This is a genomic window from Gordonia sp. (in: high G+C Gram-positive bacteria), assembly GCF_049299075.1.
GTDB lineage: Bacteria > Actinomycetota > Actinomycetes > Mycobacteriales > Mycobacteriaceae > Gordonia.
The window spans coordinates 1-14,721 of sequence record NZ_JBAQWU010000312.1 but is presented as its reverse complement, the minus strand read 5'-3'; the positions used below and the strand labels follow the sequence as shown (position 1 = coordinate 14,721).

The window sequence follows — 14,721 nt, the reverse complement described above, 5'->3', positions numbered from 1 at the left end:
GCGATCCGCCCACCACTGCTCGACCGACGGCGGGGACGTCGTGGTCACTTCAAGTCTTTGAGGGCTGTCCGATCCAGATCAGCGATGCTCGTGTGCCCGGACAAGCCGAGCGTCAGATCCAGCTCGGCCAGAATGTTCGCCACCGCGTCCCGCGCACCGTCGGCACCGCCGAGGGCAAGGCCGTACATGTGCGGTCGGCCGATACAGACGGCGTCGGCACCGAGCGCGAGGGCTTTGAAGACATCGGCACCGGTGTAGAAACCCGAATCGACGAGGATCCTCGTCTGCCCCCCGACCGCCTCGACGACGTCGATCAGGGCATCGGTCGACGAGATCTCGCCGTCGATCTGCCGCCCGCCGTGATTGGAGACGATGAGGCCGTCTATTCCGAGTTCGACCGCCTGGCGCGCATCGTCGGGATGCAAGATGCCTTTGAGCACGATCGGTAGCGTCGTCTTCCGCCGAAGCGAGGCGATGTCGTCCCAGGTCAGCGCCGGGTTCGAGTAGATGTCCAAGAAGGTCTGCACCGCCGCCCGCGGTTGCGGGGCGGTCAGATTCTTTTTGAGATCGCCGGGCACGTTCTTGGCGATCAAGAAAAGCGTCTTGACCGCACCGAGGGAGATCTCCGGCTTCTCGGCCGGCGTGCCCTTCATCCGCTCGGCGACGATCTCCCAGAACGACGGATCCGAGGTGTACTGATCGATGCCCTCGGCCCGGGCGAAGGGGAGCGAACCGAGGTTAAGATCCTGCGGACGCCAGCCCAACATGGTGGTGTCCAGGGTGACCGTCAGGGCGGCCGCACCCATCTTCTCCGCGCGCGCGATGAGGCTGTCGACGAGGCGGTCATCGGTGGACCAGTACAGCTGGAACCAGCGCGGCGCATTCGGCGTCACCGCGTCCATGGCGGCGGCCACCTCTTCCATCGGCGCGCAGCCCTGGTTGGAGAAAATGTACGGCACACCGAGCTGCGCAGCCGCTCGCCCGATGTGTACGTCGGCGTCCGGATACGCGAGCGCTCCCGCGCCCACCGGCGCGAAAAGCACTGGCGCAGAAAGCTTTTGGCCGAAGAGTTCGATCTCCATCGTCCGCTGGCTCACGTCACGCAAGACGCGCGGGACAATCGCCCACCGGTCCAGCGCGACTCGGTTTGCCGCCATAGTGCGGCCCTCGCCTGCGCCGCCAGCGATGTACGCCCAGCCACGCCGCGACATTGTGGCCTTCGCCCGACGTTCCAATTCAGCGAAATCCGTAGGGACAGTGGGCTTCCGTCCGTGAATCCCGGCCGTATAGACCTCGTTCTGCCGGGACCTCCCCCAGTTCCCGGCCACCAGGTTCACCGAGACCATCTCACCGTCCTTCGCACTCAGGATTCGTCGCGCTGCAGATAGAAGTAGAAGTGCCGATCACGAACCAGTGAGGTCTTGCCGTTCATGATCCCCATCAGGGTCTGGTCGTCGACCCGCTTGAAATGATCGATCACCGGCTGGCCGTCGTAGACCATCGAAGCCGTCACCTCGCCGCGGAACTCGACCGGCCAGAGGCTGGCCTCACCGTTCCCGAGCTCGGTGTTGGAGTACAGATGCCCTTCGGTGTCGCGGCAGACCATCGGGGCGACCTCGTAGCGCGAGCGGAACCACTTGCCGTGCCAGGAGACCTTCGCCAGCTGTCCGTCCATCGCATGCCCGGACGGAAGTTCACCGCCCCGCCAGTCCCCCAAGATCTCGTCGACGGTGACGGTCGGCAGGTGCGCCCAGATCGCATCGAGCTCGGCGGGCTCGCTGATGTGCTGCGACTCCATCCGCTCGAAGAACCGTTCTACTGCCTGTTCATAGGTCAGGGTCATTCGACTGTCTCCTCCTGCTCCGGTGCCCGATCGCCGAGCTCGCCATCAATCGCCGGGCCCGCCATCTGCGGTGCCCGCGAGAAAACCATCTCCTCGGTGACGTCGTATCGGCGGGCGTCCCAGGCATCGACGGCGGCGTTGTGCCGCACCTGCCAGGGAGCTCGGTCTCCGGCCTTGGGGAGCCGGGTCCCGGCGCGCTTGATGTAGCCGGAGTCGAGCTCGAAGAAGGCGTGCGCTGGCGGCTCGGCGCCGTGCAGGGACGGATAGGCCCGGGTGTAGCCGCGCTCGCGCATGTACGCGATCAGTTCGGCGACGGCCTTGCTGGTGAGATCCACGCGCAGCGTCCACGAGGCATTCGTATAGCCGACCGACCAGGCGAAGTTCGGGACGTCGTTGAGCATGTAGGCGCGATAGCCGTAATGCTCGCTAGGATCCACCTCGACGCCGTCGACCGACACGTCGATTCCGCCGAAGGCCACCAGGTCGAGTCCGGTCGCAGTGATGATGATGTCGGCGACCAACTCCCGACCACCGGTGAGCGCGATGCCGGTCGGGGTGAACTTCTCAATGGTGTCGGTCACGACCTCAGCCTTGCCATCGGCGATCACCTTGTAGAGATCACCGTCGGGAATGACGCAGAGCCGCTGATCCCACGGATCATAGGTCGGCTTGAAGTGCAGGTCGACGTCGTAGTCGTCAGGCAGATAGTGAGTTGCCATGCGCCGCAATATCTTCCGCGATGCGTTGGGCCATCGCTTGGCGACCAGAAAAGGCACCATGGTCAACAGCGTGTTCCGGTGACGGGTGACGTCGTGCGCCAACTGCGCGGGCAGCACCCGCTGCGCCAGCTTGGTCATCGGGTCCACCGAACCGCGCGCAAACATGTAGGTCGGCGATCGCTGGAGCATAGTGACGGTCCCCGCGGTATCGACCATGGCAGGCACCAACGTCACCGCCGTCGCCCCGCTTCCGATCACGACGATCTTCTTCCCGGCGTAGTCGAAGTCTTCCGGCCAGAACTGCGGGTGCACGATCTGCCCGGTGAAGTCGGCCTCGCCGGGGAACTCCGGGCGGTAGCCCGCGTCGTACCGGTAGTACCCGGTGCATGCGTAGAAGAAGCGGGCGGTGACGGTCTGCGGTTCCCCCTCGACCAGCAGATCGACGCTCCACAGGTCAGTCTCGGTGGAGAAGTCCGCCGCGAGCACCTGGGTGCGGAACCGAATGTGCGGATAAATCCCGAAGTCGCGGGCCGTGGTCTCCAGATAGTCACGGATCTCGCCGCCTTCGGCGAACGTCCGGGTGCCGCGCCACGGGTTCCACGGGAAGCTGAGCGTGAAGATGTCCGAATCGCTGCGCACACCGGGGTAGCGAAACAAATCCCAGGTGCCGCCGATGCGATCGCGCTGTTCAACGATGAGGTACTTCAGCTCCGGGTTTCGCTCGGTCAACCGGTAGGCGGCGTCGATCCCGGAAAGCCCGGCCCCCACGATCAGGAGGTCGTAACTCTCAATGTCGTTCTGCGACACACTCTTCCCTTCTCTTCAGGCAGACTTCGGCGTCTTCGCCGCCGTCTTCTTGGCAGCCTTTTTCGCAGTTGCCTTCTTGACAGGCCCCGTTGTGGCGGCTGCCTTCGGTTCGGCGCCAGATTCCACTCCGGCCCGGTCCTTCACCGAGGCCCGCAACGCGGCAAGCAGATCGGCCACTTCGTCGTCGTCGGCGGTTGGCTTCTCGGCAGTATCCGGGAAGGCCTGCGCGCCAGCAGCTTTCGCTTCAATGAGCTTAGCGAGTTCCTGCTCGTACACATCCTGATACTGATCGGGATCGAAGTCCGTGGCCATCGTCCCGATCAGCGACGAGGCCATCTCCAGCTCCTGCGGACGGATCTCGACATCGTCATCGAGGAACGCAAAGTCGGGTTTGCGAACCTCGTCCGGCCACCGCAGCGTCTGGAGCGTGATCACCTTGTCGACGACGCGCAGGGCCGCCAGCGATGTCCGGCTGCGCAGGGTGAACGTGGCAATCGCGAGACGATCAGCGCTCGCCAGCGCCTGCGCAAGCAGTGTGTACGCCTTGGGCGACTTAGACGACGGCTCCAGATAGTACGGCTTATCGAAGTAGATCGGATCGACCTGGTCAGCGGGTACGAACTCGATGATTGAAATTTCCGGGCTGCGGTTTACCGGTAGCGTCGCGAGGTCTTCTTTGGTGAGGATGACGGGCTTTCCCGCGTCACTCTCGTAGGCGTTGGCAAGGTTGGCGTAGTCGACCTCGACGTCCGTGCCCTCCCGGACCCGCCGGTACCGGATCCGGGTGCCGTCCTTCGCGTCGACCTGATGCGAGGTGCGGTCGTGACTCTCGATCGCCGAATAGACCTTCACCGGCACATTGACGAGCCCAAAGCTGAGATCACCCTTCCAGATGGAACGCATGAGTTCACACCGCCTTTCCGATCGACCGTCGGGGCTACTGCCAGACCCAGAAGTCCACGGCCTTGCTGGCGCCGAGGAAGCCGTAGCCGAGGTAGACACCGTTGGGCAGGCGCCGTAGTTCGTCGTGCGCGAAGGGCAGTCCGCTCCGTCGGTAATCGATGCGGATCACCCGCTTACCGTCGAGAACCGAACGCGCATAGTAGACATCGGCGGGCAGGACCTCGCCGCCGAAGGCCCGATTCGTGAGCCATCCACGATGGAAGGTCTTTCCGGCCCAGATCGCTGACGCCGCCGAGGACGCCGCAACATTCGGACCGCCGACGGGCCGGGTCTGACCGTTCATCGTGCCCATCGGCATCTTCGCGGCTTCCGCGGCGGTGAAGAGCCGGTCGAACTGGCCCTGAGTGCAGCTCTCGCGCAGCGCGGCGGCGGTCAGCGCGGCTGCGCTGCGGGCGTTGACGTTGCCGGGACACTGCGGCGCAGCCTCGGCGGGGGCGACGATAGTCACCGCACCCGCGCCGAGCGCCACGGCGGCCAGTGCACTCGCCAGCAGGTTCCGGTGGCCGCTTCTCATGATTCCGCCTTTCACGTCAAACCAATTCGGAGGATCGGGGTGCTCTCCACCGTAGGCGGCTCGGCCCGGGATGGGAACAGGTGAGAATAGGATTCATGAGCAGATCCGATGTGGAAGTGGACGGCCATGCGATTGCGCTGACCAATCTCAACCGCGTCCTCTACCCTGCTGCCGGAACCCGGAAGTACGATGTCATCGCCTACTACCTGGCGATCGCCGACGCGATCTTGCCGCATGTGGCCTCCCGCCCGGTCACCCGCAAGCGATGGCCGTCGGGCACCAGTTCCGCACCGTTCTTCGAGAAGACACTGCCCGCGGGGTCACCGGCGTGGATCCCGCGGTTCACCATCGAGCACGCCAGCGGCGACAAGACCTATCCGGTGGCGACCAACGCCGCGACACTCGTCTGGTTTGCGCAGATGGCGGCCCTAGAGCTCCACGTCCCACAGTGGCGCATCGACCTGTCGTCAGACACCGGAGACCACCCGGAGCGCCGCACCCGGCGGCTGGTTCTCGATCTGGATCCGGGTCCGGACGTCCCGTTATCTCAGTGTGGACAGGTCGCGCTGATCATCCGCGACGTGCTGACGTCGGCGGGGATGGCGTCGTATCCGGTGACCAGCGGAGGCCACGGAATCCACGTCTACGCCCGCCTGCCCGCGACAGTGCGCGCAGACTCCGCCCGCGCCGTCGCCAAGGAAATCGCGACGTCACTGGAGCAGGCCTATCCCGACGACGTGACCGCCTCGATGAGTAAGGCAGCGCGGCCCGGAAAGATCTTTGTGGACTGGAGCCAGAACAGTGCCGCGAAGACCACGCTGGCGCCGTATTCGCTGCGCGGCCGGGAGTTCCCGTGGGCGGCTGCGCCGCGGGAGTGGACCGAGCTCGCCGCACCGGATCTAACGCAACTGCAGTATCGGGAAGTACTCGATCGGTTCACCGAATCCGGCGACCTGCTCGCCGGCTTGGACCTCGCTCCGAGTGCGGAATCGCCCGACGGCGTCGTCGATCTCGGCAGCTATCGCCGGAGCCGGACCGGCACAACGACGGCCCGACCCAGCGGTCCGCCACCCGGCCAGCCACGTGCACCGGAGGCCGCGCCCGCGGCCGCCGCAGCCACCCCGTTACGACCTATGCTCGCCGTCGACGAGTCGATCGAGCAGCTCGGGTCCGACGACTGGGCGTTCGAGGGCAAGTGGGACGGCTACCGGATCCTGGCCCGATTCGCCGACGGCAGACTGACGCTGCGCTCACGATCCGGGATCGACATGACGGCCGACTTCCCCGAACTCGCTGCGCTGGGCGAGGCACTGCACGGCCACGACGCGGTACTCGACGGCGAGGTGGTGGCCGTCAACGCGGCCGGGCAGGCGGACTTCACGCTACTTGCCGGCCGCCGTCGCCGACCCGACGAGTACCAACTGAAGATGTTCCTCTTCGACATCCTCGCACTCGACGGAACCAACCTGGAGAACACGCCGTGGGAACGACGGCGCGCGGTGCTCGAATCACTGGCGCCACTGTTCGACGGCGTCCCCGCCGTCGAGGTCCCACCGGTGCTCAACGGCGACGCCGGCTTCGCCGTCGGTGAGGCTCGGCGCCATGGCTGGGAGGGAGTCGTGGCCAAGCGCCGGTCCGCGCCCTATCGGCAGGGCGCGCGGAGCCCCGACTGGCGCAAGCAGAAGAACTGGAACGACGTCGAAGTCGTGATCGGCGGCTTCCGCTACGGCCGCGAGGGCACCGCGAAGACGCTCGGATCGGTGATCGTGGGTCTGCCCGAGGAGAACGGCCTGCGCTATGTCGGCCGCGTCGGCACCGGCTGGACCCAGGCCCAAGCCGCGGAGATCCTCGCCGAGCTCAAGCCGCTCGCCATCAGCCGGTGCCCCTTCCTCGGCGGCATCGACACCCCGGTCGCCTCGAGTGCAACGTGGGTACTGCCGAAATTGGTGGCCGACGTCCAGTTCCTGGATTGGACGTCGACCGGACACTTGCGACATCCATCGTGGCGCGGCATCCGACGCGACAAACTGCCCGGCGACCTGCAGGGAGACCTGTAGGGAGACCTGTAGGGAGACCCCACCGGAGCCTCCTTCACTGACACCGAGCGAAGCTCCGTGGACCAATGGACCACGGAGCTCACCCCAGTGCCAGCGAACCTGCCGGAGACTCGACCGCCGGACCATTCGCCGGGCGGGACAATCAGCTCAGGTGATGCACCTCCTGCAGGCCGTACACCGGGGTGTCGATCCCCTCGTAGCGAGCCTTGAGTTGCAATGCGAGGTACAGCGAATAGTGGCGCGACTGATGCAGATTGCCGCCATGGAACCACAGACCCGGCTGCTGGGTGGGCTTCCACATGTTGCGCTGTTCGCCCTCCCACGGGCCGGGATCCTTGGTGGTCTCCGAACCCAGACCCCACACCTTGCCCACCCGGTCGGCCACGTCCTGGCCCATCAGGTCGGCGGCCCAGCCGTTCATCGAGCCGTAGCCGGTCGCGTAAACGACGACGTCGGCCGGTAGTTCGGTGCCGTCGGTGAGCACCACCGAGTTCTCGGTGAGGTGGTCGACGCCGCCCTTGGCGAGCTTGATGGTGCCATCGGCCACCAGATCGCAGGCGCCGACATCGATGTAATAGCCCGAGCCGCGGCGCAGGTACTTCATGAAGAGCCCCGAGCCATCGTCGCCGAAGTCGAGGTCGAATCCGGCGGCCTCGAGCGCAGCGTAGAAGTCCTTGTCCCGCTCGCGAATCTGGTCGTACAGCGGGATCTGGAACTGATGCATGATCCGGTAGGGCAGCGACGCGAAGGTGTAGTCAGCCTTCTTGGTAGTCATCCCGTCCTGGACGGCCTGCTCGCTGTACAGCGCGCCCAGACCGATCTCCATCAGCGAATCGGACTTGACGATGTGCGTCGAACTGCGCTGCACCATGGTGGTGTCGATGCCCGACTCCACCAGCGCCTTGCAGATGTCGTGCGCCGAGTTGTTGGCGCCGATCACCACGACCTTCTTGCCGACATAGTCATCGGGTCCGGGGTGGGCGCTGGAGTGGTGCTGCTCGCCGGCAAAGACGTCCTGACCCGGGAAGCTGGGCACATTCGCTTTGCCCGACATGCCGGTCGCCAGCACCAGTTGAGTGGGGTGCAGGGTCAGTTCCTCACCGTCGTGATTGACCTGCACCGTCCACACTCCGGCCGCCTCGTCGTACGACGCCGACGTGCATTCGGTGCGCGACCAGTACGGCACCTCCATGACCTTGGTGTAGAACTCCAGCCAGTCGCCGACCTTGTCCTTCGGGGCAAAGACCGGCCAGTTGGCCGGGAACGGCAGGTACGGCAGGTGGTCGTACCAGACCGGATCGTGCAGGCAGAGCGACTTGTACCGCTTGCGCCATTGGTCGCCGGGACGGTCGTGCTTGTCGACGACGAGGGCGGGTACGCCGAGCTGGCGCAGCCGCGCGCCGAGAGCGATGCCGCCCTGGCCGCCCCCGATGACCAGCACATAGGGCTGCACGGCGCGGCCCAGTTCGTCCAGTTCGTCCTCGCGCCGCTGCGCCCACGACCGCTGGTCTGGATCTGCCCCGTGCACCGCACCGAGCGGGCGGGTGAAGCCGGCGGGTTCCTCGTGCCCGGTGAGTTCCTGCAGCGTGGTGAGCAGGGTCCACCCTTCGTCGGCGCCGTCGGGGCCCGGCTTGATCCGGAGGTGCCCCTCGCCGCGCCCCACTCTGGTCTCAAAGGCGATGAAGGCTTCCGCGACACCATCGGTATCGGTCGCCGGTTCGGTGGTGTGCCAGCCCGTCGGCCCGGTGTCGGCGAGCCGGTCGGTGAGCATCGCGGCGATCTCGTCGCGGCCCTCCGATGTCTTCAGGTTCCAGGTGAAGGCCACCAGATCTCGCCAGTAGCTGTCGACGGCGAACATTTCGGCGGCGGCCTGGGCGTCACCGGCGGTCAACGCGGCCGAGAAGCCGGTCAGCCAGGCATCGACCCGGTCCTGGGCGCTCGGGGCGCCGGCGGTGGTCTCTGGTTCCAGGGTTTGCGTCACGGGAGCTCCTTGCATCGGGGGACTGCGTATCGGGGGGACTGCGGGTGGTGGGGACTTCGGGTAGTGATTCACCGAGCGGGGGTGATTCAGATCACGCTCGGCGCTTGTCAGCAAGCAGACTCCCCGGCCACTGCTGGCGGCAAGGGATGCAGCCGGTTGCAGCACGTTTCGGTTGACGGATCCACGCGCTGAGCGCACTCTCGGATGTGACCGCACACACACCGATGAAGGAGGGGCGAATGTCGCTGCCGCTACTGCCCGAGCCAGCCTTGGCCGCCGGCGACGATCCGCGAGCCTTCGCCGCCGTGCTGCATGCCGTCTACGACGCCGAGATGGCCGGACAGAAGCCGCCTGCCCGGCCGCGCTCGGTGATCGGCGAGTCGTGGGCTCGGGTCCGCGAAGCGGGCGTACGGCCCGACGTCGACACCACCGCGCCGGTCCTCGATCCGATGGAGCTGCAGGAACGACGAGCCGCCTCCGGCCTCAGCGAACTCCTCGAGCCGCTGATGCACCACCTGGACACCCTGATCGTCGACGGCGAGAACATCCTGGTGGTCGCCGATACCGCGGGCCGAGTCCTGTGGCGTAACGGGGTGAACCGGGTGCTGCACCGCGCCGACCGGCTCGGTTTCACCGAGGGCGCGTCCTGGTCGGAGCAATCGGTGGGAACCAACGCCATCGGCACCGCACTGGCGTCCGGCCGCGCGGTCCAGGTCTTTTCCGCCGAACACTTCGTCCGCAGCCATCACGGGTGGACCTGCGCGGGCGCACCGATCCGCGATCCGCGCTCGGGTGCGGTGCTCGGCGCGATCGACGTCAGCGGCCCGGCGGCCACCATCCATCCGACCACCCTCGCACTGGTAGACACGGTCGCCAAGCTCGCCGAGTCCGAGCTGCGCGAAGCCCACCGGGCCCGACTCGACGAGCTCCGCGCGGTCGGTGCACCGATGCTGGCGCGCTCGGCTGGCCCAGCCTTCGTCGTCGACTCCTACGGCTGGGTCGCCGCACTCGACGCAGTGGATGCGCGTTCTCGCCTTCCGCTGCCCCGAAGCACGACGGCCGGACGCCACTACCTGCACGGGATCGGCGACTGCGAGCTGGAACCTATGCCCGGCGGCTGGCTCGTCCGGGTCGCCGAGGCGGACTCGACGTCGGGCGAGGTGCGCGTCGAACTGGTGACCGGTGACGCTCCGCTGGTCCGCGTCTCCGGTGCGACCGGAACGTGGGTCCATCGCCCGTCACCACGGCATGCCCAGTTGCTGGCCCTACTGGCCCACCACCCGGACGGTCTCAGCGCGGCGCAACTGTCCGAGCATTTGTTCGGCAATCCGACGCAACGGATCGCGGTGCGTTCGGAGATGTCCCGGCTGCGTAAACATCTGGGCGGACTCCTGGCGGCCAACCCCTATCGTTTCGCCGAGGGAGTGGTCGCGACCACGTCGTAGCTTCCGCGGCGAAAGTCACGCACCTTCGGGTTGCCCCTTGCCACCGGGTTGCCGCTAGCCTGGACAGTGGTCTGCGTCGGCATGGCCGATCGGCGCACGAAGGGGTTCAGCGATGGTGGTCGTCGCACAGATCAGCGACCTGCATTTCAACGGGACCCCCGCCCACCGCGACCGTATCTCCGCCGTCCTGGACTACGTTCATTCCACCGTCGGCGACCGGGTTGCGGCCCTGCTGGTGACTGGCGACCTGACCAACGACGGCACGGCCCGCGAGTACGCCGAGGCAGCCGCGCACCTACAGTCCCATCTGCCGATTCTGACGTTGCTGGGCAATCACGACGACCGCGCCGCCTATACGACGATCCGTGACGGCGCCCCCTGCACCGATCCGGTGAATTCGGTGGTGCGCCTGGAGGACCTGTTGATCGTCGGACTGGACTCGTCGATCCCGGGAGAGTCCGCCGGTCGCCTCGAGGAGACCTCCCTCGCCTGGGCCCGCGCACAGATCGCCGCCGCTGGCGAGGTCGACGTCCTGCTCACCTGGCATCACCCGCCGGCGGATCTGGGTATGCCGCACATGGATTCACGCAAGCTCCACGACGTCGAGCGGGCCGCCGCACTCGTGACCGACCACCCCAACGTGGTGGGCGTGGTGACCGGACACGCGCACACGCCCGCCGCCACGGTCTTCGCCGGCCGCCCGCTGATCGTGGCGCCCGGCGTCGCCTCGACGCTGAACCTGCCGTGCGAATCCGATGGCTGGGTCAACGAATCCCAGGGACCGGGTCTGGCCTTGCACGTGATCGAGAACCACCGGATGACCACCCATTTCCGCGTCCTGGGCCGCTGGTGAGCCTGGACGCCCGCCGCGCCCCCACCGGAATCGAGTGCACCGAGGCGGTCTGCCGAGGCTCGAAGAGTGATCTGGAACGCACATCTCCCCCCTACTGGGCCGTCGGGTCTACCTTCTCCCCATGGACCCCACCATCGCGCCCGCCATCGCAGAGGAACTATTCCGTCGGTGGAACGAGCCGCACCGACGCCATCACAACCAGCAGCACCTCGACGAGGTTCTCGCGGCACTGCAAACTGTCCGCGCGGATGGGCTCGACTTCGCCGAGCGTCCCGTCGTGCTCGCCGCCTGGTTCCATGACGCGATCTATCAACCACTCCGCGCTGACAACGAGCAAGCGTCCGCGGACCTCGCCCGTGAGCTCCTGGCCGACGACCCCGATCGCGACGAGGTCGCCCGCCTCGTCGTACTGACTGCTCAGCACCGTCCAGAGCCCGGCGACCGCAATGGCATCGCCCTGTCCGACGCCGACTTCGCGGTACTCGGGTCAAGTCCGGAGCGCTATGACGAGTACGCACTCAACGTCCGCGAGGAGTTCCACCAAGTACCGGACGACCTCTTCCGCAGCGGACGCAGCGGACTGCTCGCCGAGTTTCTGGAACGCGATCACATCTTCGCGTCCGCACCCGCACACCAGCGCTGGGAGGCGCAGGCGCGCGCCAATATCGGCCGCGAGCTCGTTCAGGCAGATGCCGAACGCCGCCGTCAGGTGTCATCTGGTGACAACTGACGGCGGCGTTTAGCTCAGCCCGTGGACCTACAGCGCGGCGATGATGTCTTCGACGCGGTCCTTCGCGTCGCCGAACAGCATCTGGGTGTTGTCCCGGAAGAACAGCGGGTTCTGGACACCGGCGTAACCGGCGGCCATCGAGCGCTTGAAGACGATGACGTCGCGCGCGTTCCACACTTCCAGGACCGGCATGCCGGCGATGGGCGAGGTCGGATCCTCCGACGCGGCCGGGTTGACCGTGTCGTTGGCGCCGATCACCAGGACGACGTCAGTGTCCGAGAAATCGCCGTTGATCTCATCCATCTCTTCGACGATGTCGTACGGCAGCTTCGCCTCGGCGAGCAGTACGTTCATGTGGCCGGGAAGTCGACCGGCAACCGGGTGGATACCGAACCGGACAGCAATGCCCTTGGCCCGCAGCTTCGCGGTCAGGTCGGCGACCGGGTACTGCGCCTGGGCGACGGCCATACCGTAACCCGGGGTGATGATCACCGACGAGGCGTTCGACAGCAGCTCGGCGACGCCGTCCGCCCCGATCTCGCGGTGCTCGCCGTAATCGGTGTCGTCGGACGCGGGAGCCGCGATACCGAAGCCACCGGCGATCACCGAGATGAACGAGCGGTTCATCGCCTTGCACATGATGTAGCTCAGGTAGGCACCCGAGGAACCGACCAGCGCACCGGTCACGATCAGCAGGTCGTTGCCGAGCAGGAAGCCCGACGCGGCCGCGGCCCAACCGGAGTACGAGTTCAGCATGGACACGACAACCGGCATATCGCCGCCGCCGATCGAAGCAACCAGGTGCCAGCCCAGGAACAGGGCCAGGGCAGTGATCACCGCAAGCAGCACGTAGCCGGTGGTGTCGTCCTTGACGTCACGCGCCACATAGCAGGCGGTGAGCGCGGCAAAGACGACGATCGAGCCGACGTTGATGAAGTTCTTGCCCGGCAGCATGAGCGGTGCAGATTTGATGCGCGCCGACAGCTTCAGGTTAGCGACGATCGAACCGGTGAAGGTGACCGCACCGATGAAGATACCGATCGCGACCTCGGCGCCGTGTATACCGACGAGCGCACCGTAGTCGGCGTCAAGCGGGTCGGCGTGGACACCGGCGATGGCGCCGTTCCAGCCGATGAGCACTGCGGCCAGACCGACGAACGAGTGCAGCAGAGCGATGAGCTCAGGCATGCCGGTCATCTCGACGACCTTGGCGCGCCACAGACCGATCAGAGCGCCGATCACGATCGCCCCGATCAGCAGACCGATCGGCAGCCACTTACTGAACGAGACGGTGCCGAACTCGAGGTGATCGACGTCGTTGACCATCATGGTGATGGTCGCGACCAGCGCAATAGCCATACCGGCCATACCGTAGGTGAGGCCACTCTTAGCGGACTCATGCTTGCTCAGACCGGCTAGTGACAGGATGAACAGCAGCGAAGCGACGATGTACGCCGCGACAGTCATAGTTGCGATAGTCATGATGCGTCAGGCCCCCTTGCTGAACATGGACAGCATGCGACGGGTGACCGCGAAGCCACCGAAGACGTTGATGGACGCGAGCAGAATCGCGATGGTCGACAGCACCAGAACTGTGGTGTTGGTCGTGGCCAGCTGCAGTATCGCGCCCACGACCACCACGCCGGAGATGGCATTGGTGACCGACATCAGCGGAGTGTGCAATGCATGCGCCACGTTCCCGATGACGTAGTAGCCGATCACGATCGCCAGCATCAGCACGGTGAAGTGCCGCGGGATATCTCCCGGAGCGAAGGCGTTGACTAGGAAGAAGGCGACGATACCCAGGAGCACCAGGCCGACCTTCTTGCCCGCCGACATCGGCTCCTTCGCGGGAGCGACCTCGACGGCGGCGGCCGGCGCGGTCTTCGGCGCGGCCGACACCTGCACCGGGGGCGGGGGCCACATGCCCTCGCCGTCACGGGTCACGGTGATACCGCGCTGCACCACGTCGTCCATGTCGAGCGTCAGCTCGCCGTTCTTCTCCGGCGTCAGCAGCTTGAGCAGGTTGACGATGTTGGTGCCGTAGAGCTGAGAGGTCTGTGCGGCCAGACGTCCAGCCAGATCCGTATATCCCAGAATGGTCACCCCATTCGCGGTGACGACCTTCTCGTCGGTGACGGTGCCCGCGGCGTTGCCGCCGTTCGCTGCCGCCATATCGACGATCACCGAGCCGTGCTTCATGCCGGCAACGGCGTCGGCAGTGATCAGTTCCGGCGCGGGACGGCCGGGGATCAGCGCGGTGGTGATGACGATGTCGGCGGCGCGGGCCTCCTCGTCGTACATCGACGCGGTAGCGGCCACCTGTTCGGCGGTCATCTCCTTGGCGTAACCGTCCTCGGACTTCTCCGCCTCGAAGTCGACCTTGACGAACTCCGCGCCCATCGACTCGACCTGCTCGGCCACCTCCGGGCGCACGTCGAAGGCACGCACAATGGCGCCCATCGCCGAGGCGGCACCGATCGCGGCCAGACCGGCCACCCCGGCACCCACCACAAAGACGCGGGCCGGCGGGATCTTGCCCGCGGCGGTCACCTGTCCGGTGAACATCCGGCCAAACTCGTGGGCGGCCTCGACCACGGCACGGTAGCCCGCGACGTTGGCCATCGAACTCAGCACATCCATCGACTGAGCACGCGATATGCGCGGCACCGCATCCATGGCCAGCGCAGTCACGCCCGCGGCCGCGAGCTTCTCCACCAGTTCGGGATTACGGGCCGGGGCCATCATCGAAATCAGCACGGCGCCGCGGCGCATGCGCGCGATCTCCTCGTCGCTCGGAGCGTTCACC

The 14,721-nt window shown here is 66.4% G+C and carries 12 protein-coding genes; 4 read left to right on the top strand and 8 right to left on the bottom strand.

The genetic code is table 11. The features are described from left to right. Nucleotides 1-44: 44 nt before the first annotated feature. Genes WAW85_RS09580 through WAW85_RS09560 form a run of 5 tightly spaced genes read right to left on the bottom strand, consistent with a single transcriptional unit; the run spans nt 45 to nt 4,846 of the window. A complete protein-coding gene (locus WAW85_RS09580; RefSeq protein WP_422559386.1) occupies nt 45-1,346 on the bottom strand; it encodes an alpha-hydroxy-acid oxidizing protein in 1,302 nt (433 codons plus the stop codon). Between the two features lie 17 nt (nt 1,347-1,363). Then, a complete protein-coding gene (locus WAW85_RS09575) occupies nt 1,364-1,843 on the bottom strand; it encodes a DUF4334 domain-containing protein (protein WP_422559385.1) in 480 nt (159 codons plus the stop codon). Further along, nucleotides 1,840-3,369, bottom strand: a complete 1,530-nt coding sequence (locus tag WAW85_RS09570) for a flavin-containing monooxygenase (protein ID WP_422559384.1) — start codon at nt 3,367-3,369, stop codon at nt 1,840-1,842. Before WAW85_RS09570 ends, WAW85_RS09575 begins: the two co-directional genes overlap by 4 nt. A 15-nt stretch (nt 3,370-3,384) precedes the next feature. Next, nucleotides 3,385-4,272, bottom strand: coding sequence for a Ku protein (locus WAW85_RS09565; RefSeq protein WP_422559383.1), 888 nt, complete (start codon nt 4,270-4,272; stop codon nt 3,385-3,387). 34 nt (nt 4,273-4,306) lie between these two features. Next, on the bottom strand, nt 4,307-4,846 hold the full coding sequence (locus WAW85_RS09560; RefSeq protein ID WP_422559382.1) for a hypothetical protein: 540 nt from the start codon (nt 4,844-4,846) through the stop codon (nt 4,307-4,309). Between the two features lie 95 nt (nt 4,847-4,941). On the opposite strand from WAW85_RS09560, the gene ligD reads away from it, so the two are divergent. Next, nucleotides 4,942-6,903, top strand: a complete 1,962-nt coding sequence (gene ligD, locus WAW85_RS09555; RefSeq protein ID WP_422559381.1) for a non-homologous end-joining DNA ligase — start codon at nt 4,942-4,944, stop codon at nt 6,901-6,903. A 142-nt stretch (nt 6,904-7,045) separates the two neighbouring features. On the opposite strand, the gene WAW85_RS09550 is transcribed toward ligD, so the two are convergent. Further along, nucleotides 7,046-8,884 carry an NAD(P)-binding domain-containing protein gene (locus tag WAW85_RS09550; RefSeq protein ID WP_422559380.1) on the bottom strand — a complete coding sequence of 613 codons (1,839 nt, stop codon included), beginning with the start codon at nt 8,882-8,884 and terminating at the stop codon, nt 7,046-7,048. 239 nt (nt 8,885-9,123) lie between these two features. On the opposite strand from WAW85_RS09550, the gene WAW85_RS09545 reads away from it, so the two are divergent. From WAW85_RS09545 to WAW85_RS09535, 3 genes are all read left to right on the top strand, one after another. Continuing rightward, nucleotides 9,124-10,329, top strand: coding sequence for a GAF domain-containing protein (locus WAW85_RS09545; RefSeq protein WP_422559379.1), 1,206 nt, complete (start codon nt 9,124-9,126; stop codon nt 10,327-10,329). A 112-nt stretch (nt 10,330-10,441) separates the two neighbouring features. After that, nucleotides 10,442-11,182, top strand: a complete 741-nt coding sequence (locus WAW85_RS09540) for a metallophosphoesterase (RefSeq protein ID WP_422559378.1) — start codon at nt 10,442-10,444, stop codon at nt 11,180-11,182. 121 nt (nt 11,183-11,303) lie between these two features. Beyond that, the gene (locus tag WAW85_RS09535) at nt 11,304-11,912 is read left to right on the top strand and encodes a hypothetical protein (protein ID WP_422559377.1); all 609 of its coding nucleotides are present in this window, start codon (nt 11,304-11,306) and stop codon (nt 11,910-11,912) included. Between the two features lie 27 nt (nt 11,913-11,939). Here WAW85_RS09535 and pntB read toward each other — a convergent pair whose 3' ends face one another. After that, the gene (gene pntB, locus WAW85_RS09530; RefSeq protein ID WP_422559376.1) at nt 11,940-13,394 is read right to left on the bottom strand and encodes a Re/Si-specific NAD(P)(+) transhydrogenase subunit beta; all 1,455 of its coding nucleotides are present in this window, start codon (nt 13,392-13,394) and stop codon (nt 11,940-11,942) included. Between the two features lie 6 nt (nt 13,395-13,400). Further along, nucleotides 13,401-14,721 (bottom strand): Re/Si-specific NAD(P)(+) transhydrogenase subunit alpha (locus WAW85_RS09525; RefSeq protein ID WP_422559375.1); only part of this gene is annotated, 1,321 nt, incomplete at its 5' end.

What these genes read in the sequence shown, in the direction of transcription:
- WAW85_RS09580 (WP_422559386.1), bottom strand. Translation starts at nt 1,346, where the DNA reads ATGGTCTCGGTGAACCTGGTGGCCGGGAACTGGGGGAGGTCCCGGCAG.
- WAW85_RS09575 (WP_422559385.1), bottom strand. Translation starts at nt 1,843, where the DNA reads ATGACCCTGACCTATGAACAGGCAGTAGAACGGTTCTTCGAGCGGATG.
- WAW85_RS09565 (WP_422559383.1), bottom strand. Translation starts at nt 4,272, where the DNA reads ATGCGTTCCATCTGGAAGGGTGATCTCAGCTTTGGGCTCGTCAATGTG.
- WAW85_RS09560 (WP_422559382.1), bottom strand. Translation starts at nt 4,846, where the DNA reads ATGAGAAGCGGCCACCGGAACCTGCTGGCGAGTGCACTGGCCGCCGTG.
- ligD (WP_422559381.1), top strand. Translation starts at nt 4,942, where the DNA reads ATGAGCAGATCCGATGTGGAAGTGGACGGCCATGCGATTGCGCTGACC.
- WAW85_RS09545 (WP_422559379.1), top strand. Translation starts at nt 9,124, where the DNA reads ATGTCGCTGCCGCTACTGCCCGAGCCAGCCTTGGCCGCCGGCGACGAT.
- WAW85_RS09540 (WP_422559378.1), top strand. Translation starts at nt 10,442, where the DNA reads ATGGTGGTCGTCGCACAGATCAGCGACCTGCATTTCAACGGGACCCCC.
- WAW85_RS09535 (WP_422559377.1), top strand. Translation starts at nt 11,304, where the DNA reads ATGGACCCCACCATCGCGCCCGCCATCGCAGAGGAACTATTCCGTCGG.
- pntB (WP_422559376.1), bottom strand. Translation starts at nt 13,394, where the DNA reads ATGACTATCGCAACTATGACTGTCGCGGCGTACATCGTCGCTTCGCTG.